Annotated in this window: 14 protein-coding genes and 1 pseudogene; 7 read left to right on the top strand and 8 right to left on the bottom strand. The window is 68.9% G+C overall.

All coding sequences use genetic code 11. The features are described 5' to 3' along the window. Window positions 1-6: 6 nt before the first annotated feature. From DAT37_RS04530 to DAT37_RS04510, 5 genes and pseudogenes are all read right to left on the bottom strand, one after another. A pseudogene (locus tag DAT37_RS04530) lies at window positions 7-6,090 on the bottom strand (amino acid adenylation domain-containing protein); the annotation flags it as partial. 396 nt (window positions 6,091-6,486) lie between these two features. Next, window positions 6,487-7,263, bottom strand: coding sequence for a hypothetical protein (locus DAT37_RS04525; protein ID WP_109523412.1), 777 nt, complete (start codon window positions 7,261-7,263; stop codon window positions 6,487-6,489). Window positions 7,264-7,271: 8 nt separating this feature from the next. Next, window positions 7,272-8,057, bottom strand: coding sequence for a bestrophin-like domain (locus DAT37_RS04520; RefSeq protein WP_109523411.1), 786 nt, complete (start codon window positions 8,055-8,057; stop codon window positions 7,272-7,274). A gap of 157 nt (window positions 8,058-8,214) precedes the next feature. Beyond that, the gene (locus DAT37_RS04515) at window positions 8,215-8,937 is read right to left on the bottom strand and encodes a Mut7-C RNAse domain-containing protein (protein WP_109523410.1); all 723 of its coding nucleotides are present in this window, start codon (window positions 8,935-8,937) and stop codon (window positions 8,215-8,217) included. Between the two features lie 45 nt (window positions 8,938-8,982). After that, on the bottom strand, window positions 8,983-11,004 hold the full coding sequence (locus DAT37_RS04510) for a putative bifunctional diguanylate cyclase/phosphodiesterase (RefSeq protein WP_232839515.1): 2,022 nt from the start codon (window positions 11,002-11,004) through the stop codon (window positions 8,983-8,985). Window positions 11,005-11,223: 219 nt separating this feature from the next. On the opposite strand from DAT37_RS04510, the gene DAT37_RS04505 reads away from it, so the two are divergent. Beyond that, on the top strand, window positions 11,224-12,030 hold the full coding sequence (locus DAT37_RS04505; RefSeq protein ID WP_109523408.1) for an SAM-dependent methyltransferase: 807 nt from the start codon (window positions 11,224-11,226) through the stop codon (window positions 12,028-12,030). A gap of 27 nt (window positions 12,031-12,057) precedes the next feature. On the opposite strand, the gene trxA is transcribed toward DAT37_RS04505, so the two are convergent. Beyond that, the gene (gene trxA / locus DAT37_RS04500) at window positions 12,058-12,390 is read right to left on the bottom strand and encodes a thioredoxin (RefSeq protein WP_109523509.1); all 333 of its coding nucleotides are present in this window, start codon (window positions 12,388-12,390) and stop codon (window positions 12,058-12,060) included. Window positions 12,391-12,665: 275 nt separating this feature from the next. Between trxA and DAT37_RS04495 the strand changes: the two genes are divergently transcribed. Both DAT37_RS04495 and DAT37_RS04490 read left to right on the top strand, forming a co-directional pair. Further along, on the top strand, window positions 12,666-13,184 hold the full coding sequence (locus DAT37_RS04495) for an Rv3235 family protein (protein ID WP_157978274.1): 519 nt from the start codon (window positions 12,666-12,668) through the stop codon (window positions 13,182-13,184). Between the two features lie 74 nt (window positions 13,185-13,258). Further along, window positions 13,259-13,528, top strand: a complete 270-nt coding sequence (locus tag DAT37_RS04490) for a DUF2277 domain-containing protein (protein ID WP_109523406.1) — start codon at window positions 13,259-13,261, stop codon at window positions 13,526-13,528. 13 nt (window positions 13,529-13,541) lie between these two features. Here the strand turns inward: DAT37_RS04490 and DAT37_RS04485 are convergent, their stop codons facing one another. Further along, entirely contained in the window at window positions 13,542-14,012 is a 471-nt protein-coding gene (locus DAT37_RS04485; RefSeq protein WP_109523508.1) for an NUDIX hydrolase, read from the bottom strand. 86 nt (window positions 14,013-14,098) lie between these two features. Here DAT37_RS04485 and ilvD point away from each other — a divergent pair, with 86 nt between their 5' ends. From ilvD to DAT37_RS04470, 3 genes are all read left to right on the top strand, one after another. After that, entirely contained in the window at window positions 14,099-15,808 is a 1,710-nt protein-coding gene (ilvD, locus tag DAT37_RS04480; RefSeq protein WP_109523405.1) for a dihydroxy-acid dehydratase, read from the top strand. A 430-nt stretch (window positions 15,809-16,238) separates the two neighbouring features. Beyond that, a complete protein-coding gene (locus DAT37_RS04475; protein WP_109523404.1) occupies window positions 16,239-16,841 on the top strand; it encodes a ClpP family protease in 603 nt (200 codons plus the stop codon). Then, window positions 16,838-17,431 (top strand): ClpP family protease, encoded by a 594-nt coding sequence (locus DAT37_RS04470; RefSeq protein WP_109523403.1) that lies wholly within the window; start codon window positions 16,838-16,840, stop codon window positions 17,429-17,431. The genes DAT37_RS04475 and DAT37_RS04470 overlap by 4 nt, the downstream gene beginning before the upstream one ends. Before the next feature lie 10 nt (window positions 17,432-17,441). Here DAT37_RS04470 and DAT37_RS04465 read toward each other — a convergent pair whose 3' ends face one another. Continuing rightward, the gene (locus DAT37_RS04465) at window positions 17,442-17,822 is read right to left on the bottom strand and encodes a helix-turn-helix domain-containing protein (protein WP_109523402.1); all 381 of its coding nucleotides are present in this window, start codon (window positions 17,820-17,822) and stop codon (window positions 17,442-17,444) included. A 120-nt stretch (window positions 17,823-17,942) separates the two neighbouring features. Here DAT37_RS04465 and DAT37_RS04460 point away from each other — a divergent pair, with 120 nt between their 5' ends. Further along, a complete protein-coding gene (locus DAT37_RS04460; RefSeq protein ID WP_109523401.1) occupies window positions 17,943-18,680 on the top strand; it encodes a histidine phosphatase family protein in 738 nt (245 codons plus the stop codon). Window positions 18,681-18,686: the final 6 nt, after the last annotated feature.

The raw sequence follows: 18,686 nt of genomic DNA, 5'->3' as shown, positions 1-18,686 counted from the left end.
CCCGGATCACCGCTGCGGCAGGAATCCCGAGACCAGGAATTCCCGGACGAACGCGTCGATCGCGCGCCGGTCCAGCTCCGGGCATTCGATACCGGTGTCGCGCAGTGCCAGCCTGCTGTTGTCGTCGGCCCATTCGAACTGCGCGGCGAAGACGTCGTAGTCGGCGGTGAGCAGCGCCGCGCGGACCAGGGAGTCGTCACCGGCGTCGTTGCGCAGCCGCGATTCGCGGTCGAGCGCGTCGCGCACGGTGTCCAGTTCGGCCGTCGCCACCGGCAGTCCGTGCTCGCGCAGACTGTCGAAAACCTCGCTGACCGGTACCCGGACCCGATTGACCAGGTGGTAGACCGTGTCCCGGCGTTCCATGCGCGAGATCGCCACGATCGCGCGCGCCACGTAGCTCACCGGAACGATCGAGACCGTCGCGTCCCCGACCTCGGGGGCCATCCCGAGGACGGCCGCCGCGCGGACCATATTCCAGAACGAGTCGTCGGGGCTGTTCACCCCGGAGCGCGGATCACCGCAGATGGTGCCCGGCCGGTAGATGGCGACCGGAATCCCCCGCGTGCCCGCTTCGCGCACCAATTCCTCTGCGGCCCATTTGGATTGGGCGTAGCCGTTGTCGGGGAGCTGGTCGGCGCGCAACCTGGCCGACTCCTCGATATCGGCGAGCACCGGCGCGGTGCCGACGGTGGCGCCGATGGTGGAGACGTGGTGCACGGGTTTGACGCGGTAGGTCGTGGCCAGCCGCAGGATCTCCCTGGTGGCCTCGACATTGACCTCGCGCAGCCGCGCGTACGGATCGACATGGTTGACCCGCGCGCCGTTGTGGTAGATCACCTCGACCATCGCGGCCACGCGTTCGTAGTCGGCCGCGCTCAATCCGAGCCGTGGCGCGGCGATATCGCCGGGCACCGCGACGATCCGATCGGCGCTGTCACGATCCCACAGCCGGAAACGGGTCAACGCCCGGCGGATCCGGTTGGCTCCGGCTTCGGCGCTCTCGGCCCGGACCACGCACCACACGCGCGCGTCGGTGGTGTCGAGCAGTTCACGCAGCAGGTGCGCGCCGAGGAATCCGGTCGCGCCGGTGAGCAGGATCTCGCGCGGCGGCCCGGTCACCGCCCGTGCGCAGCGCGCGACGGTGATATCGGGGTCGAGTACGGCGTCGGCGGCCGCGCCCGCCCCACCGGCGGGGGCGGAGGATCCGGTGAGGAATCCGGCCAACCCGCCAACGGTGGGGTGGGCGAGCAGCGCCGACATCGGCACGTCGCGCTCGAGCCGGGCGGTCAGCCGCTGATGCAGGGTGAAGGCGAGTAGCGACGAGCCGCCGAGCGCGAAGAAATCGTCCTCGACGCCGATCGGCGACACCGTCAGCACCTCGGCGTAGACCTCGGCGATATCGCGTTCGAGTTCGGTCGTCGGCGGCGCGCCGTCGCGGACGGTGAACACCGGCTGCGGCAGCGCTTTCCGATCGAGTTTGCCGCTGGTGTTGACCGGGAACGACGGCATGTCGACGACGGCGGCGGGCACCATGTAGCTGGGCAGCACCTCGGCGACCGACCGTCGCAGCGTCTCGGGATCGACCGAGCCGCCCGGTACCGCCACCACGTAGCCGACCAAACGGTCACCGCTGTCGGAGGGCTGGACCGTGACCGCGGCCTGGCCGACCGACGGGTCGGCCAGTAGCGCGGTCTCGATCTCGCCGAGCTCGATGCGATGTCCGCGCACCTTGACCTGGAAATCGGTGCGCCCCAGGTAATCCAATGTGCCGCGCGCGTTCCAGCGCACCAGGTCGCCGGTGCGGTACATGCGTTCCCCGCCCGGATCGAGCGGATTCGCGACGAATCGTCCCGCCGTGAGCCCGGGTGCGCCGTGATAGCCGCGCGCCAACTGGATCCCGGCCAGATAGAGTTCGCCGACCGCGCCGACGGGCACCGGCCGCAGCCTGCCGTCGAGGACGAAGGTCCGCGAATTCCATTCCGGCACACCGATCGGCACCGTGGTCGCGATCAGATCGGCCGAACCGACCCGGTGTTCGGTGATACTCACCGCGGCCTCGGTCGGCCCGTACAGATTGTGCACCCCGACAGCGCTGATCGCGGCGAACGCGCTCGCCGTCTCCGGCGGCAGCGCCTCACCGATCACGAAAATCGCTCGTAGCGAGGCCAATTCGTCCGCCGACGCGTGCGCGGCGAAAACCGACAGCATGGAGGGGACGAAATCGGTGAGTGTGATGCGATGTTCGGCGATCAACCGGCACAGTGCCGAGGGATCGCGATGTTCGTCCGGGCCCGCCAGTACCAGCGTCGCACCCGCCCGCAGCGGCAGGAAATACCCCCACAGCGACACGTCGAAGGTCGCCGGGGTCTTCTGTAGATATCGGTCCTCGGGCTCGACCAGGTAGGCCTCGCGCATCCATACCAACTGGTTGACGATCGCGTCGTGGGTGACCACGACGCCTTTCGGCCTTCCGGTGGAGCCGGAGGTGAAGATCACGTAGGCCGGGTGGTCACCGCGCAGCGGAGCGCGGCGTTCGGCGTCGGTGACCGGGCCCGCGCCGAATCGGGACAGATCGAGGGTGTCGACCGGTTGCGCGTCGGCGACGCCGTCCGCGACGGTGGTGAGCACACAGCGCGGTGCCGCCGCCTCGAGCACGTAACCGATGCGTTCGGCCGGATGATCCGGGTCGATCGGCACCCAGCAGCCGCCCGCCGCCACGATGGCGTACAGCGCGACCACCTGGTCGATGGACCGGCGCATGGACACCGCGACAACGGTTTCGGGTCCCACGCCCTGATCGATGAGCCAGCGCGCCAGACGATTCACGCGGGCCCGCAGCAGACCGTAGGTCACCGAGTCCGCGCCGGACACGACCGCCACGGCGTCCGGTGCCGCGTCGGCCTGCCGCTCGAAGGCGGTGTGCAGCAGTTCGGGTGTCACGGTGATGTCGGGGCCGGACGACCAGGCGCGCAGCCGTTGCCGTTCGGCGGGGTCGACGATATCGAGATCGCCGACCGCCGACGCCGGATCGTTCGCGATCTCGTGCAGCACGCGCAGGTATCCGTCGAGGAACCGATAAACCGTCGGCTCGTCGAAAAGGTCGGTGGCGTAACAGAACCGAACGATGATCGGACCCGGTCCACCGTCCACCCCGACGGTGTCGACCACCACGATGTGCAGGTCGGTCTTCGCGGTGGTCGCGTCGACGTCGACGAAGGAGAAACTCAGGCCCGGCAGTTCCAGGCTGGCCTGGGCGAAATTCTGGAAGGCGAAGCCGACCTGGTACAGCGGATGACGGCCCGGCGAGCGGACCGGGTCGACCGCGTCGACGATATGTTCGAACGGCGCTTCGGCATGCGCGAAATTGGCGAGATCGCGGTCCCTGGTCCGGGCGAGCAGACCCGTGAAACTCTCCTGCGGATCGACCGTGGTCCTGGACACCGTGGTGTTGACGAACATGCCGACCAGATGTTCCAGCGCGGGTTCGGCGCGGTTGGTCATCGGCACACCGATCGCGATATCTGAGGTCCCGGACAGCCGGGACAGCAGCGCGGCCAGCGCGGTCCGCATCACCATGAACAGCGTCGCGCGATTGGCGCGGGCGAGCGCGAGCAGTTCGCGATGCAGTTCGGCCGGGGCGCTGCGCTGTGCCGCCGCTCCGCGCAGCGAGGCCACCGGCGGACGCGGACGATCGGCGGGCAGGTCGAGTTCGTCGGGCAGCCCGGCCAGTTCGGCGGTCCAGTAGTCGAGCTGACGCGAGAGCGCGGACCCCGGGTCGGCGCGGTCGCCGAGCACCTCCCGCTGCCACAGCGCGTAGTCGGCGTATTGCACGTCCAGCGGTCGCCAGCTCGGCGCCGCACCGGCGCGGCGCGCGGCGTAGGCGGTCGCGATATCACCGGCGAGCGGGGCCAGCGACGAACCGTCGGCGCAGATGTGGTGCACGGTGAAGACCAGGACGTATCCCTCGGCGTTGTGCAGGAGCCCGATCCGCAGCGGCACCTCGGCGGCGACATCGAAACCGCGCCCGAGGATTTCGCTGACCCGCGCGTCGACGGCCGCCGGGTCCACCTCCTCGACGGCGAAATCGCCGAGCACACTGTCGGTGTCGAGCACTTCCTGCCTCGGACCGTCGGCGTCGGCGGGATAGCGGGTGCGCAGGGCTTCGTGGCGGGCGATGATGTCGGCGAAGGCGGCCCGCAGCGCGGGCACCTCGAGCTGATCCTCCGATACCCGCATCGCGAAGCCGATATTGTCCACGGCCGATTCCGTGTCGAACTGGTTGCGCAGCCAGAAGCGCAGTTGCGCGGGCGAGAGCGGAACGCGGTCGGGCCGTTGCCGCGCCAGCAGCGCGGGACGGGCGGTGTCGAATCGCTGCGACTGGATCGCCCGCGCCAGCGTCGCGACGGTCGGATGATCGAAGACCAGCCGGGCCGGAATCTGGAGTTTGCAGGTCTCGCTGAGCCGGGCCGCGACCTGGGTCGCGAGAATGGAGTTACCGCCCGCGGTGAAGAAATCCGAATCCGCGCCGACCAATTCGCGGCCGAGGACATGGGCGAACACCGCCGCCACCAACTCCTCGCCGAGGCCGGACAACCGCCGCGTTGTCTGCGTTTCGGTGACCCTGGCCCGCAGCGCCGCGCGATCGGTCTTCCCGGTGGGCGTCAGCGGAATCCGGTCGACGAGGGTGATCGAACTCGGCAGCATGAACCGGGGCAGCCGACCCGCGAGCGTATTCGCCAGTTCACCGGGATCGGGGGCGTGCCCGGGTTCGGTCTCCACGTAGGCGGCCAATTCGGCGTCACCGGCCGGGGTCCTGCGGTCCACGGTGACCGCCGACCTGACCCCGGGTAGCTCGGCCAGCGCGGCATCGATCTCGCCGAGTTCGATGCGGAAGCCGCGGATCTTGACCTGGTCGTCGCCGCGCCCGAGGTATTCGAGTTCCCCGCCGGTCGTCCAGCGGACCAGATCTCCCGTGCGGTACATGCGCGCGCCCGGTCCGCCGTGCGGGTCGGTCACGAACCGCTGAGCCGTCAGATCGGCGCGGCCACGGTAGCCGCGGGCGACGCCCGGTCCGCCGATGTAGAGCTCGCCCGCGACCCCGATGCCCACCAGCCGCAACCGGGAATCCAGCACCTGGAGTCGTGTGCCCGGCACCGCCGAGCCGATGGTCACCGGCATCATGGCCGTCAGCGGACCGCTCAGGGTGGCCGCGATGGTCGCCTCGGTGGGGCCGTAGGCGTTGTGGAAACTGCGGCCGCCCGATGCCCAGCGCCGCACCAGCGCGGGCTGGCACGGCTCACCGCCGACGATCACCACCCGCAGTGCGTCCAGTCCCGCCGGTTCGATCGAGGCCAGCGCCGAGGGGGTCAGGAACGCGTGCGTGACGGCGTGCTGCGCCAGCAGGGTCGCCAATTCGGCGCCGCCGTAGATGGTCGGCGGCGCGATCACCAGCGTGGCCGCCGAACCGAAGGCGAGCAGCAGTTCGAGAATCGACGCGTCGAAACTCGGTGAGGCGAAATGCAGGACCCGCGCCGTCTCGGTGAGACCGAAACGGGTGATCTGCTCGGCGCACAGCGCGGCCAGGCCGGTATGGGTGACGGTCACGCCCTTGGGCTTGCCGGTCGAACCCGAGGTGTAGATGACGTAGGCGGGATTCGATGGCAGCGCCTGCACGGTCTGGTCCAGGTAGGACAGCGGATTGGCCTGCTGGTCGGCGGCCTCGGCGACATGGCCCGGATCGTCGAGGACGAGCCAGTCGATTTCGGCGGGCAGGGTGGGGTGGTGTTCGGTCCTGGTCAGGCCGAGCGGCGCGCCGCAGTCACGCGCCTGGAATTCGATACGCGATCGCGGGAAACCGGGATCGATCGGCACGAACGCCGCACCCGTCTTCACCACCGCCCAGATCGCGAGAATCGAATCGACCGAACGCGGCAGCGCCACGGCGACGGCCGATTCCGGACCGGCCCCACGCGACAGCAACATCCGGGCCAACTGGGAGGAGCGCCCGTCGAGTTCCCGATAGGTGAGCGTCACGCCGTCGCACAGCACCGCGATTCCGTCGGGATTGGCCTCGGCCGCCGAGGACAGCAAACTCCCGAGAGTGGGAGTCGCCGTCGTCGTCCGCCGTCGCGCACGGTCCCGGCGCGACGACGCGGCCCGTTGAACTCCACTGGTCACGTTCTGTCCCGCCTCGTGCGATGAGCTGAGCGGGCCGATGTTATAACGATGCCGTCCGGTAAGTCATCCCTGGGCGTGGCAGTAGCCAGCAAATCCGGGTGAACCGGGAAGTCTCGTCCGCGCTCTTCCCCGCGGACCCGAGTCCATGACAACCCCCTCGCCGGTGACCGGGTCGGCGTCCTCGCCGTGTCGGCCGAAGTCGGTCGTCGTGACAGCGACCGCACCGAGTCGGAATCCTCAACGACGTGGTGTGGCAGGGATGCGGGCACCCTCGATCCCGACTCTCACGCCCCGACCCTCCGCCGGCGATCAGTCCACGTCGACACCGCGAGTTCGTATGTTCGCGCCCGACGATCCGGTACGGATTCCGGCGACCACCGTCATCACCAGAATCGTGACCAGTTCCAGCAGATTCCATGCCAGCGGATCGGGTGGTGACCGCACGGCCTCCGGTGGACGGAACACGGGCGCGGAGACGGGCCTCCCGACTTCGTGTACCGCTGCCGACGGCGCGACGACGATCTGCGGCGCGACCGGATTCGGCACCGGTACGGCCGGATTCGGTGGTTCCAGGCGCAGCGGGATCGCGGGTTGCGCCGAGGCGGGCGCGGGCAGCAACAGCACACAGGTCAGGACAGCACTCCCGGCCGCCGCGCTGCCGACCGCGGCGCTGCCGAGCCCGGAACCGCCCGAACCCGTGCCGATCAGGGCGGGTGTGCCGGATCCGCTACCCGTCGCGAGCCCCGACCCGATCGCGCTACTGCCCACCGCCGCGCTGCCGCTGCACGCGACCGCGACACTGCCCGGGTCGAGTCCGAGCGCTTCGGCCGAATTCGCGGGGACCGGAACATCCACGGGGTCTCGCGTCGGCGTCGTCCCGGTCGACACCGGGTCCGCCGGTTCGAGTGCGAGTTCCACTCCACCCCCGGCATTTCCGCTCGCGGAGTCCGGTGCGGCACTACCCGATATCAGATCGCCGAGTGCTCCTTCCGCCCGCGCTGTCGCACCGGACGCCAGCACGACGAGCGCCGACACCGCGACGACGGCGAGTTCGCGCCCACCCCCGCGTGATCCGATCGAACCCATCGCGACCGCTAGCCGACCCGCGCGCCGGGCGACGGTGCGATCTGCTGGAAGCGGGTCACCGCGAGTTCGTAGGCCTCCCGCGAGACGAGGTTGCCCCCGGAGAACGGGTGGTCGAGATTGTGGATCTGCAACAGCGCGGACCCGACGACGACCCCGAGCAGTGCGATCAGCACGATGCTGCGCGCGGTGACCCCGACACCGGACAGGGCGGGACTGAGCAGCAGCATGACCGTCCCGAAGATCAGTGCGATGTAGAGGAATCCGGGCAGACCCTCGCGCACGTCGACGGCGCGATCCTGACGCGCTTGCGCCACCCGGTCCAGTCCGTCGACGGCGTCGGCGCGCGAATCCGCGACCACGGTATCGGCGGTCGACACCGCGGATACCGTGGTGCGCAGTGAATCCAGGGTGTGCTGGGCGGCCTCGCTCAGACTGCCCTCCCGATCCATCGCGGCCCATTCGGCATTCATCACCTGCTCGGTGTAAGCCCTTATCCCGTCCTGGATCCGCCGCCCGTCGGGGGCGGGCAGCGCGTTCGCGGCCCAGTAGGCGTCGACCAGCGCCTGCGATTCGGCGATGGTGTGCGCGCGGGCGTTCTGATACTGCTGCCAGCCGATCACGACGACGAAGGCGACGACGGCGGTGAAGAAGGTCTTGATCAGGTCCAATACCAGGGTGCCCGCGTATTCGTCGTCGGTCCGCCGCCACGACCGCGGCCGCACACGATCCCCGGCGACGAAGACCGTCATCGCCACGACCGCGGCGAGCACGGCGATGATCGAATACTGGGCCATGACAGCGCTCCACCCTTCGTCGGCATCGGAACGTCCTCGGCGGACGGTCGTGATCAGACGGGTATTCGCCGCGGCGCGGCGGGCGGATAGCGGACAAGCCGTTGTCCGGGATCAGCTGTGGCGGATCGGGTTCCGGATCTGCCGTCGAGAAGACCTGTCAGGCACCGAATTTCGCCTCGGCGTTCGCGACGATCTCGTCCAGGCGCGCGTGATGAGCGCCCTTCCAATAGGCCTGACCGCATTCCACGCACTGCGCGAAGGTGTCGTAGGTCTGTTCCGTACTGCCGGGCAGTTGCCCGCGCATGGACTCCTTGTCGGCGGCCCGCAGCGCGCCGTTGCACGCGGTGCAGCGCGTCCACGGCGCGAGGCGGGGAGCGAAACGGGACAGCACATCGTCGAGTTGATCGTCGGGCCGATGACTGTAGACATACGCGCCCGCGAAGATCTCGCGCCGCCGCAACAGTCCGCGATCGCGGGAGAGCAGCACCCGGCGCTCGGTCGCGGACCGGGTGGCCAGCGCCGCGTCGCCGATATCCGGGTTCTCGTAGGCCGCGTCGATACCGAGCAGACGCAACCGCCGCGCCAACGTGCCCAGGTGGATGTCGAGCAGGAAACGCAGTGGTTCGGCGCGCCGCTGCGGACGGGTCACCGCGAGCACGGAAGTCGCCTGCCCCGCGATCGGAACGTGCGCGGGGATGACCGCGCGACCGTCGACCAGCAGCGCGCCGACCTCGGTGAGCGGCACCCCGAGCGCTTCGACCAGATGTCCGAGTGTCGATACGCCGTCGATCCGTACGGTGGATCGCCCACCCCTGCGCGCCGCTGCGATGAACAGGTCCTGTTCGGGCGCGAAGTCGATGGTGATCTCCCCGGCGTTCACCCAGTCAGCATGCCAGTGCGCGGGCCCCCGCGCCCAGCGCGTTTCTCATCGCGGGCGCCGGGAACCGTCGATCGCGGGCTCGGCGAGCAGATCGGTGATCCGGTGCGCGGGCATCGGCCGGTGGAAATGCCACCCCTGCGCCGTGTCGCACCCCAGGTTGCGCAGGCGTTCGGCCTGATAGGCGGTTTCCACGCATTCGGCGGTGACGGTCAGTCCGAGCGCGTGGGTGAGCCCGATGATGGTCTCCAGTACGAGCAGATCGGTGCGATTCACCGTCTCGGGAGTGCGGATGCGCTGCACGAAGGGGCCCGCGAGTTTGACCACGTGCAGCGGAAGTTGGCCGAGATAGGCCAGATTGGAGTAGCCGGTGCCGAAATCGTCGATCGCGATGCGGACGCCGGTCTCGGACAGGGTGCGCAGTGCTTGCAGCGGAAGCCCTTCGGCCTCCATGAAGGTGCGTTCGGTCAGTTCCAGTTGTAATCGGTCCGGCGGGATGCCGGTCTCGGCGATCATCCGCTGCACCCGGCCGAGCCAGGTCGGATCGGCCACCTCCGAGGCGGAGACGTTCACGCTGACCGTCGGCGTGTGCGCGGGGAACAGGTCGTGCCAGCGCTTGCTGTCGCGGCAGGCCAGTTCGAGGACGAGTGCGCCGAGTGCGTCGATATGACCGTTGTCCTCGGCGAGATCCACGAACCGGCCCGGTGGTAGCACCCCGAGTTCGGGATGCCGCCAGCGCACCAGCGCCTCCACCGCGACCAGGCGCTCGTCGCCGAGGCCGACGATCGGCTGGTAGTCGAGGAAGAATTCACCCCGGGTGAACGACGCGGGCATGGCGGCGGACAGTTCGGCCTTGGTGTTCTCGCGTCTGCCCCGGTCGGCGTCGAAGACCGAATAGCGGTCGCGGCCCGCCGCTTTCGCCCAGTACATGGTGGTGTCGGCGGCCTGGAGCAGTTCGTCGGCGGTCCGGTGCTGTCCGCGGTCCTCGATCACGCCGATACTCGCGGTGATCGTGAGGTGATTGCCGTGGATGTCGAAAGGCCGTGCCAGCGCGTCGAGTACGGTGCGGGCCAATCCGGCGACCTCGCCGAGGTTGTGGGGATGCGGTATCAGGACGACGAATTCGTCGCCGCCCATCCGGGCGACCAGATGTTCGGGGAGCGAGGCGCAGGCACTGAGCCTGGCGGCGGCCTGGACGAGCAGTTCGTCGCCCGCCGCGTGCCCGAAGGTGTCGTTGACGCTCTTGAAATGGTCGAGATCGACGTAGCAGAGCCCGACGCGCGCGGACGGGTCGGCGAACGCGACGCTGAGCGCGTCGAAGAACCTCGAACGGTTCGGCAGTCCGGTCAGCTGGTCGTGGTGGGCCCGGTAGTGCAACCGTTCGCGCAGCGCGCGACGTTCGGAGATGTCCTCGACCAGGACCAGGGTGTACTGCGGCTCGCCGTCCGCGTCGCGGATCAGCGAGACGTTGAGATTGGTCCACACCGCGTGCCCGAGGCGGTGGCTGTAGGCCTTCTCCACCTGGACGTTGTCGTGTTCGCCGCGGATCAGCGAGGCGTAGAGATCCCACATCTCGGGCGGATCGTCGGGATGGGTGAGTTCGGGGACCGCCATCGCGCACATCTCGACGGGTTCGTAGCCGAGCATATGGGCGAACGCGGCGTTGACCTCGATGATCCGGCCCGACATATCGGATATGCCGGTACCGACCCCGGCCTGGGCGAATACCGCGCGCAACCTGGCCTCGCTGTCGCGCAGCTGTGCCTCGGTGGCGCGCCGCGCCGCGATCTCGGCGGCCCTGACGCTTTCCTGCTCGGCCAGCAGCCAGGCGCGGAACGCGCGCAGGTAGCCGGTGGTGAACGCGGCGAGCAGTTCCGAGGCGTCCGCGCCGAAGTACCCACCGAGTACCGCGACGCTGCGACCGAGTACCTCGCTGCCGACGAAACGTGATTCGGCCAGGCGCGCGCCCACCGCCTCGACCCGGTCGACGGGCAGCGGTGAGCTGCTCGCGGCATCGCCGAGTTCGCCGGCCAGCTCGGTGAGCAGCAGCTGCGCTTGCGCCGTACTCATCGGCACGATGTGATCGCGGGCCCCCTCTCGGAGGGCAGCGACCCATCGGTCGGCGAGATCGGCGTGCGGGCCGACAGGATGTGGTGCGGGCCCGGCATCCCAACCCATGAGGCCTGATACTAGTGGACGAAGCCCGCATCGTGCCCAGCTGGGATACGATGGCCACGCCGAGACGGCTTGTCGGCGAAACAAGGTCGGTGCGAGAGGATTTGGGGATCCATGACCAGACCGAGTTGGGCTCCCGAGGGGATCGACCTGGAGCGGCCGAGCGCATCCCGCGTGTACGACTATTTCATCGGCGGGCTGCACAACTTCGAGATCGACCGGGCGCTGGCCGAGCAAATCGCCGCGTTCAGCCCGAGTATCCCCGAGACGATGCGCGCGAATCGGGAGTTGTTGCGGCGCTGTGTGCGCTTCCTCGCCGAAAGCGGTATCGACCAGTTCCTCGACATCGGCTCGGGGATTCCCACCGTCGGCAACGTGCACGAGGTCGCGCACGCGGTCGATCCCTCCGCGCGTGTCGTCTACGTCGATATCGATCCCGTCGCCGTCGCCCACAGCGGCGCCATCCTCGACGGTGACCCGAATGCCGCCGTCATCCACGCCGACGCGGCCGAGCCCGCGAAGATCCTGGCCGATCCGCAGGTACGCGCGCTGATCGACTTCGACAGACCCGTCGCCGTGCTGCTGCTCGGCGTCCTGCATTTCCTCGCCGACGACGCCGATCCGGCCGGGTGTGTCGCGGTACTGCGCGAGGCCGTCGCGCCCGGCAGCTATCTGGCGATCACCCACGCCACCCTCGACGGTCAGCCCGCCGAGGTGCTCGAGGCGCAGAAGCTGTCCGGGCGCACCTCCACCGAGATCGTCCTGCGCACCCACGAGCAGATCTCGACCTATTTCGACGGCTGGACGCTGCTCGAACCGGGTGTGGTGCACCTACCGCTGTGGCGTCCGGAGGATCCGGCCGACGTGGGCGAGAACCCGTGGGAATCGGGCGCGTTCGGCGGACTGGCGCGCAAGGACTGACCGCTCGCCGAACTTCGAAACGGGATCTCAGAGCACCTCGTCGAGATCGGCCATCAGGCGTCGCTTGGCACGCGCGCCAACGGTGGTCTGCACCGCTCCGCCGTCGCGGAAGACCATGAGGGTCGGCATGGACAGGACCCGGTACGCGGCGGCGGTCTCGGGATTCGCGTCGACGTCGAGCGCCACCACCTTCACACGCCCGGCCTGTTCCTCGGCGATCTCGGCGAGGACGGGGGCAATCATCCGGCACGGCGGGCACCACGACGCGGTGAATTCCACCAGTACCGGAAGTTCGGATTCGAGGACCTCCTGGGCGAAGGTCGCGTCGGTGACCGCCGTGACGGCATCGGTTCGCATCATGATGACTCCCGCATCGCACTGTCGGCGCGGCATTTCCGCGCGTCGCCTCCGACGCTAGGGCTTGACGTCGAGGTCAAGGCAAGGCTTTTCGGAATCGTCGCTGGTCGACGCCCTGAGCGCGTAGGGTGACCACGCGGAAAGGGGCGACCGGTCGGGTGGCGATTCGGGTAGTCGACTACTCGTGCCCGTCGTGCGAACCCACCGCAGAATCGGCGCGATCACACCGGTGCCCGGGCGGCGAGCCGATCGGGTGCGGTCCGAATCAGGGGAATCCGATGACCGAGAGCGATGGGGCGCTGACGTCTGCCCCGAGTTTCGAACCACCACTGCGCGACGCGGAGATCCGCGCCGCGCCGGGGACGCGGGCACGGCACGGCCGGACAACGCCGCGCCACGGGTCGACGCCGTGCCACGGGGCGACGGTGCGCCGCACCGCGCGCCAACGGGTGCTGCCCGCGCGCACCGTCGGCGAGGGCCACACCTCGGCCAGGAAATTCGCCGAATACGCGCTGCGCACCGTCCTCGAAGTGCTCGACCATCGCAGACCCGCGGGCCAACTGGCCGCGGTCGCCCATCCTCCGGTGGTGGCGGCCCTGCGCGGCATGGTCGGCGGCGACCGGGTCCCGTTCCGTGAACTCGGTGTCGCCGTGCTGGCCCGGGTGGACATCTCCATGGTCGACCCGGCCACCGCCGAGGTCTACGCGCGCTATCACCGCGGCTCCCGCCACTTCGCGGTGGCCGCCCGGATCACCTGCGCCCGCGACGGCTGGCGGCTGGCCGCGCTGCACGTGTGACACTCGCGGCGCGTTCCGCCCAGGACCTGTCGCGAGCGGGGGCGAGCCCGCCGCGACCGCGCTAGCCTCGGGGTATGTGCCGAAATATCACCCCGTTGCGTGGGCTGGAGCCCGCCGCGACATCCGAGGAAATCACCGCGGCGGCGCTACAGTACGTCCGCAAGGTCGGTGGGTTGTCGAGTATCTCCGAGGCCACCCGCCCGGCCGTGGACGAGGCCGTCGCGGAGATCGCCGAGGCCACCCAGCGATTGCTCGCCCGGTTGCCCGAACGGAAGGTTCCGCCCAAGACGATCCCGCCGCTGCGCAGGCCCGAGGTCCAGGCCAGGATCCACGCGCACGACTGATCCGGGCGTTCGCTCACGCCGGTTCGAACCAGGTCGGCTCGTCGGCCAGCGCCTGATCGACGCGGAAACGGTCGTGCGCGGCGAGGTCGGGCATGGCCGAGGGCGCGAACCAGCCGACCTCCAGTGACTCGTCGTCGTTGACCCTCGCCTCGCCGTCGACGGCGCGGCAGCGCACGGTGAGGTCCATGAACTGACAGATGTCGCCGTTGGGGTAGGTGTGCGGCGGCAGGGCCCGCACCAGCACGATCCGTTCGACGACGCAGCGCACCGCGGTCTCCTCGTAGACCTCGCGCACCGCGCACGCCGCGGGCTGTTCCCCCGGTTCCGGCATTCCGGCGATCACCGCCCATCGGCCGGAATCCGAGCGCCTGCCCAGCAGAATGCGACCGGCGTCGTCGAAAACCACCGCGGAGACCCCGGGCAGCCAGAGCAGTTGCTTTCCCGCGCTGGCGCGCAGGGTGTGGACGAAATCGGGCGTTGCCATGGCACCGACCATAGGCACCGGCACGAATCCGCAGGACAACGGCGGTGATCGCCTCCGAACCGGCACGACGGCGGTACGTTGCAGTAATGACCACCACGAACCGGCCCGGAGCCGACATCAAGCCGCGCAGTCGCGATGTCACCGATGGACTGGAGAAGACCGCGGCGCGCGGAATGCTGCGCGCGGTCGGGATGGGCGACGCCGATTTCGCCAAATCCCAGATCGGTGTCGCGTCGTCGTGGAACGAGATCACCCCGTGCAACCTGTCGCTGGACCGATTGGCCAAGGCGTGCAAGGACGGTGTCTTCGAGGGCGGCGGATACCCGCTGGAATTCGGCACCATCTCCGTCTCCGACGGCATCTCGATGGGCCACGAGGGCATGCATTTCTCGCTGGTCTCGCGCGAGGTGATCGCCGACAGCGTCGAGACGGTCATGCAGGCCGAACGTCTCGACGGTTCGGTCCTGCTCGCGGGCTGTGACAAATCGCTGCCCGGCATGCTGATGGCGGCGGCTCGGCTCGATCTGGCCAGCGTTTTCCTCTACGCGGGCTCGATCCTGCCGGGTATCGCCAAAATGTCCGACGGCAGCGAGCGCCAGGTCACCATCATCGACGCCTTCGAGGCGGTCGGCGCCTGCTCACGCGGACTGATGTCACGCGAGGACGTCGACGCGATCGAACGCGCGATCTGCCCCGGCGAGGGCGCCTGCGGCGGCATGTACACCGCCAACACCATGGCCAGCGCGGCCGAGGCGCTCGGCATGTCGTTGCCGGGCAGCGCGGCCCCACCCGCGACCGACCGTCGCCGTGACGGGTTCGCGCGACGCAGCGGCTCGGCCGTCGTCGAATTGCTCCGGCGCGGCATCACCGCGCGCGACATCCTGACCCGCGAGGCGTTCGAGAACGCCATCGCGGTGGTGATGGCCTTCGGTGGTTCGACCAATGCCGTGCTGCACCTGCTCGCCATCGCGCACGAGGCGGAAGTGCCGCTCACCCTGGACGATTTCGCCAGGGTCGGCGCGCGCGTCCCGCATCTGGCCGATGTGAAACCGTTCGGCAGTTACGTAATGACCGACGTGGACCGGATCGGCGGCGTGCCGGTGGTCATGAAGGCCCTGCTCGACGCCGGTCTGCTGCACGGGGATTGCCTCACCGTGACCGGGAAGACGGTGGCGGAGAACCTCGCCGACATCGCCCCGCCCGACCCGGACGGAAAAGTGCTGCGCGCCATGTCGGCTCCCATCCATCCGACCGGCGGCATCACCATTCTGCGCGGCTCGCTCGCCCCCGGCGGCGCCGTGGTCAAGTCGGCGGGTTTCGATTCGGATGTATTCACCGGCACCGCGAGAGTTTTCGAACGCGAGCGAGCGGCGCTCGACGCGCTGGAGGACGGGACGATCACCGGCGGTGACGTGGTCGTCATCCGGTACGAGGGCCCCAAGGGCGGACCGGGTATGCGCGAGATGCTCGCCATCACCGCCGCGATCAAGGGCGCGGGCCTGGGCAAGGACGTACTGCTGCTCACCGACGGCCGCTTCTCCGGCGGTACCACCGGCCTCTGCGTCGGCCACGTCGCCCCCGAGGCCGTCGACGGCGGTCCCATCGCCTTCATCCGCGACGGCGACCGGATCAGCCTCGACGTCGCGAACGGCACCCTCGACCTCGACGTGGACGAGCGCGAACTCCTCGACCGCAGCCGGGGCTGGAGCCCGCTACCGCCCCGCTACACCCGAGGTGTGCTGGCGAAATACACCAAACTGGTCGGGTCGGCATCGGGCGGCGCGGTATGTAGTTGAGCCCGATCGAATAGGTCGCGCAATATGACTTTTATGAAGAATCTTTCTTTCAGATGGAACTCGAGTTAAGTTCTCCGCTACGCCGGACAGTCGGCGATGAGAAAGTCGGAGGACATTGTGGAATTTCTTGCCTTGATCGCCGGGCTCGCCCAGATGGTCATCGGAACCGTCGTCTCGAACACCGGATCGGGTGGTTCCGGCTCCGGCTGGTGAATGTGTCGTATTCGGCTCGCGCACAGCGAGCCGAATACGGTTGTCACCGATTTCTCCGCATACGTGGTGAATTCGAGTTTTCTCGAGAAATTCGAAATGCCACGGCGACACGCGCTCGTCGAGAACCGTTGGGATCATTGTTTGTTCGCTGCTGTGAGCGGATCTGCTGTGAGCAGCGTGGCGCGAAAATCGGACGCCGGGGGTGCACCGTGGAGACATGGCTGACGACGACAAGAATCCGATGTTCGGTTGGCGCGCACGAGAGCAACTGCTCGGCCGCCGGATAGTGGTGCTGGACGGACCGCTCGACGACGACAACGGCACCCTGCTGATGACACAGTTGCTCACCCTCGCCGCCGAGGACGGAGAGGCCGGGATCTCACTGTGGATCCATTCACCCGGCGGGTCGGTGCCCGCGATGCTCGCCATCCGCGACGTCATGTGCCTGATCCCCTGCGAGGTCTCCACGCTGGCGCTCGGATTGGCTTGCAGCGCCGGGCAATTCCTGTTGTCGTCGGGGCAGAAGGGCAAGCGATTCGCGTTACCGCACGCGCGGATCCTCATGCACCAGGGTTCGGCGGGTATCGGCGGCAGCACCGTCGACATCGAAGTCCAGGCCGACGATCTGCGCCACACCGTGGACACCGTGCTCGGCATCATCGCCGAGGACACCGGCCAGCCCTTCGACCGCGTCTACGAGGACTCGCTGCACGACCGCTGGTTCACCGCGCCCCAGGCCGAGGAATACGGCTTCATCGACCACATCGTCGGGTCCTTCGCGCAGATCGTCCCGCAACGGCATCGGATCGGAATCTCATGAGCAGCTACACGATTCCCAATGTCATCGCCCAACATCCGCGCGGCGGGGAACGCGTCACCGACATCTACTCGCATCTGCTCGCCGAGCGGATCGTCTATCTCGGCACACCGATCGATTCGGGCGTGGCCAACGCGCTGATCGCGCAACTGCTGCACCTGGAATCGGAGAGCCCCGAACAGGAGATCCAGCTCTACATCAACTGCGAGGGCGGCGATCTGCCCTCCATGCTCGCCGTGTACGACACCATCCAGCACATCGGCGCGCCCGTGTACACGACCTGCGTCGGTCAGGCCATCGCGGTCGGCGCGGTACTGCTCGCCGGTGGCGCGCCGGGCCATCGCGCCATGCTCCCGCACGCCAGGGTCGTCCTGCATCAGCCCGTCGCGCGCGGCCAGGGCGCGATTCCCGATCTGATCATCCAGGCCGACGAACTCGTGCGCATGCGCGCCGAGATCGAGACGATTCTCGCCGTACATACCGGGCAGACCGTCGAACGGCTGCGTCACGACACCGACCGGGACCGCGTCTTCACCGCCCAGGCCGCCGTCGAATACGGACTCGCCGACCTGGTGATGCGCAAGCGCGACTGAAACCGTTCGGTCAGGCCGACATTCGCAGTGTCGGCCTGGTCTCGGACCGCACCGGCGGGCGCGCGGGCGCCGTCGGACGCAGCGATCGCAGTTCCACGGCGATCAGTTCGGTGAGTTCACCCAGCGTGACACCGAGCGCCCCCGCGAGCGCGGCGATCATCTCGCTCGACGGTTCCTTGCGCCCCCGTTCCACCTCGGACAGGTACTGCGGCGAGATACCCGCCCGTTTCGCCGTCTCGGCGAGAGTGTCGCCCCGTCGCCCGCGCAATTCGCGCAGGCGTTCGCCGAGCAGCTCCCGCCACAGCGGTTCCGGCGGGGATTCGCGGCGCGGATGCCGAGGCCGGTCGTCACGACCTCCGGGAATCGCATGCAGTCTCGGATGCTCGGTCATGGTCCGAGCGTACGTTTCCCGGCCGCGTGACCTCGCTCGTTACGCTCTGGGCAGAATCGCGCGGTGCACGAAGTCCGGTTCCGACGGAACCGGCGTCGCCTCCGCCGCGTCCAAGAGGGTATGAGCCTGAAACTGCCCGCCGGTGATGCCACCGCGTCCCTCCGTCCCTGCGCGCACGGTGCGAACGCGGGCCCGGCCGCATTGCTGTACGCCGTCCGGCACGGGCAGAGCACCGTCAACGCCGGAATTCGTCCCGCGACCCCCGCCGACGCCGACGACATGCGCATCGAACTCACCGAACTCGGCCGACGGCAGGCCGCCGCGTTCGGACGGTGGCTGGCCTCGCGCCCGGCGGCGCGGCGCCCCGAATTGGTCCTGTGCTCGCCCTATCTGCGCGCGGTGACCACGTGGCAGCTGGCCGCGGCCGAATTCGAGGCGGCCGGGGTCGACCTGCCCTGTCTCGAAGTCCACGATCAGCTCTACGACCGCCACCGCGGTGAACGTGCACGCCTCTCGATTTCGGAAGTGCGAGAACGGTTTCCACAGGAATTCGCGGCCGAACAGGCCGACCCGCTCGGCTTCCGGCCACCGGGCGGCGAGTCCTTCCACGACGTCGCGACACGACTCGGCGATGTCGCGGCACGGATAGAACGCGACCGACAGCATCGCAGCGTCCTGATCGTGGCACACGACGCCGTCGTCCTGATGTTGCGCCGAATCCTCGAAAAGCTCCGCGACGACGAGATTCTCGCCATCGCGGAAGACGGCCTCGCGGGCAACGCCTCGGTCACCACCTGGGAGCGGGACGAGCGCGGCTTCCGGTTGATGTCCTACGACGAGCGCGCCCATCTCGCATGAGCCGCA

It is taken from the genome of Nocardia aurea (genome assembly GCF_003123685.1).
Classification (GTDB): domain Bacteria; phylum Actinomycetota; class Actinomycetes; order Mycobacteriales; family Mycobacteriaceae; genus Nocardia; species Nocardia aurea.
The sequence above is the reverse complement of the archived record's forward strand: the minus strand, read 5'-3'. Positions and strand labels throughout refer to the sequence as shown.

Excerpts from the sequence above, each read along its gene's own strand:
- DAT37_RS04525 (WP_109523412.1), bottom strand. The coding sequence starts at position 7,263 with ATGGGTTCGATCGGATCACGCGGGGGTGGGCGCGAACTCGCCGTCGTC.
- DAT37_RS04520 (WP_109523411.1), bottom strand. The coding sequence starts at position 8,057 with ATGGCCCAGTATTCGATCATCGCCGTGCTCGCCGCGGTCGTGGCGATG.
- DAT37_RS04510 (WP_232839515.1), bottom strand. The coding sequence starts at position 11,004 with ATGAGTACGGCGCAAGCGCAGCTGCTGCTCACCGAGCTGGCCGGCGAA.
- DAT37_RS04505 (WP_109523408.1), top strand. The coding sequence starts at position 11,224 with ATGACCAGACCGAGTTGGGCTCCCGAGGGGATCGACCTGGAGCGGCCG.
- trxA (WP_109523509.1), bottom strand. The coding sequence starts at position 12,390 with ATGATGCGAACCGATGCCGTCACGGCGGTCACCGACGCGACCTTCGCC.
- DAT37_RS04495 (WP_157978274.1), top strand. The coding sequence starts at position 12,666 with ATGACCGAGAGCGATGGGGCGCTGACGTCTGCCCCGAGTTTCGAACCA.
- DAT37_RS04490 (WP_109523406.1), top strand. The coding sequence starts at position 13,259 with ATGTGCCGAAATATCACCCCGTTGCGTGGGCTGGAGCCCGCCGCGACA.
- DAT37_RS04485 (WP_109523508.1), bottom strand. The coding sequence starts at position 14,012 with ATGGCAACGCCCGATTTCGTCCACACCCTGCGCGCCAGCGCGGGAAAG.
- ilvD (WP_109523405.1), top strand. The coding sequence starts at position 14,099 with ATGACCACCACGAACCGGCCCGGAGCCGACATCAAGCCGCGCAGTCGC.
- DAT37_RS04475 (WP_109523404.1), top strand. The coding sequence starts at position 16,239 with ATGGCTGACGACGACAAGAATCCGATGTTCGGTTGGCGCGCACGAGAG.
- DAT37_RS04470 (WP_109523403.1), top strand. The coding sequence starts at position 16,838 with ATGAGCAGCTACACGATTCCCAATGTCATCGCCCAACATCCGCGCGGC.
- DAT37_RS04465 (WP_109523402.1), bottom strand. The coding sequence starts at position 17,822 with ATGACCGAGCATCCGAGACTGCATGCGATTCCCGGAGGTCGTGACGAC.
- DAT37_RS04460 (WP_109523401.1), top strand. The coding sequence starts at position 17,943 with ATGAGCCTGAAACTGCCCGCCGGTGATGCCACCGCGTCCCTCCGTCCC.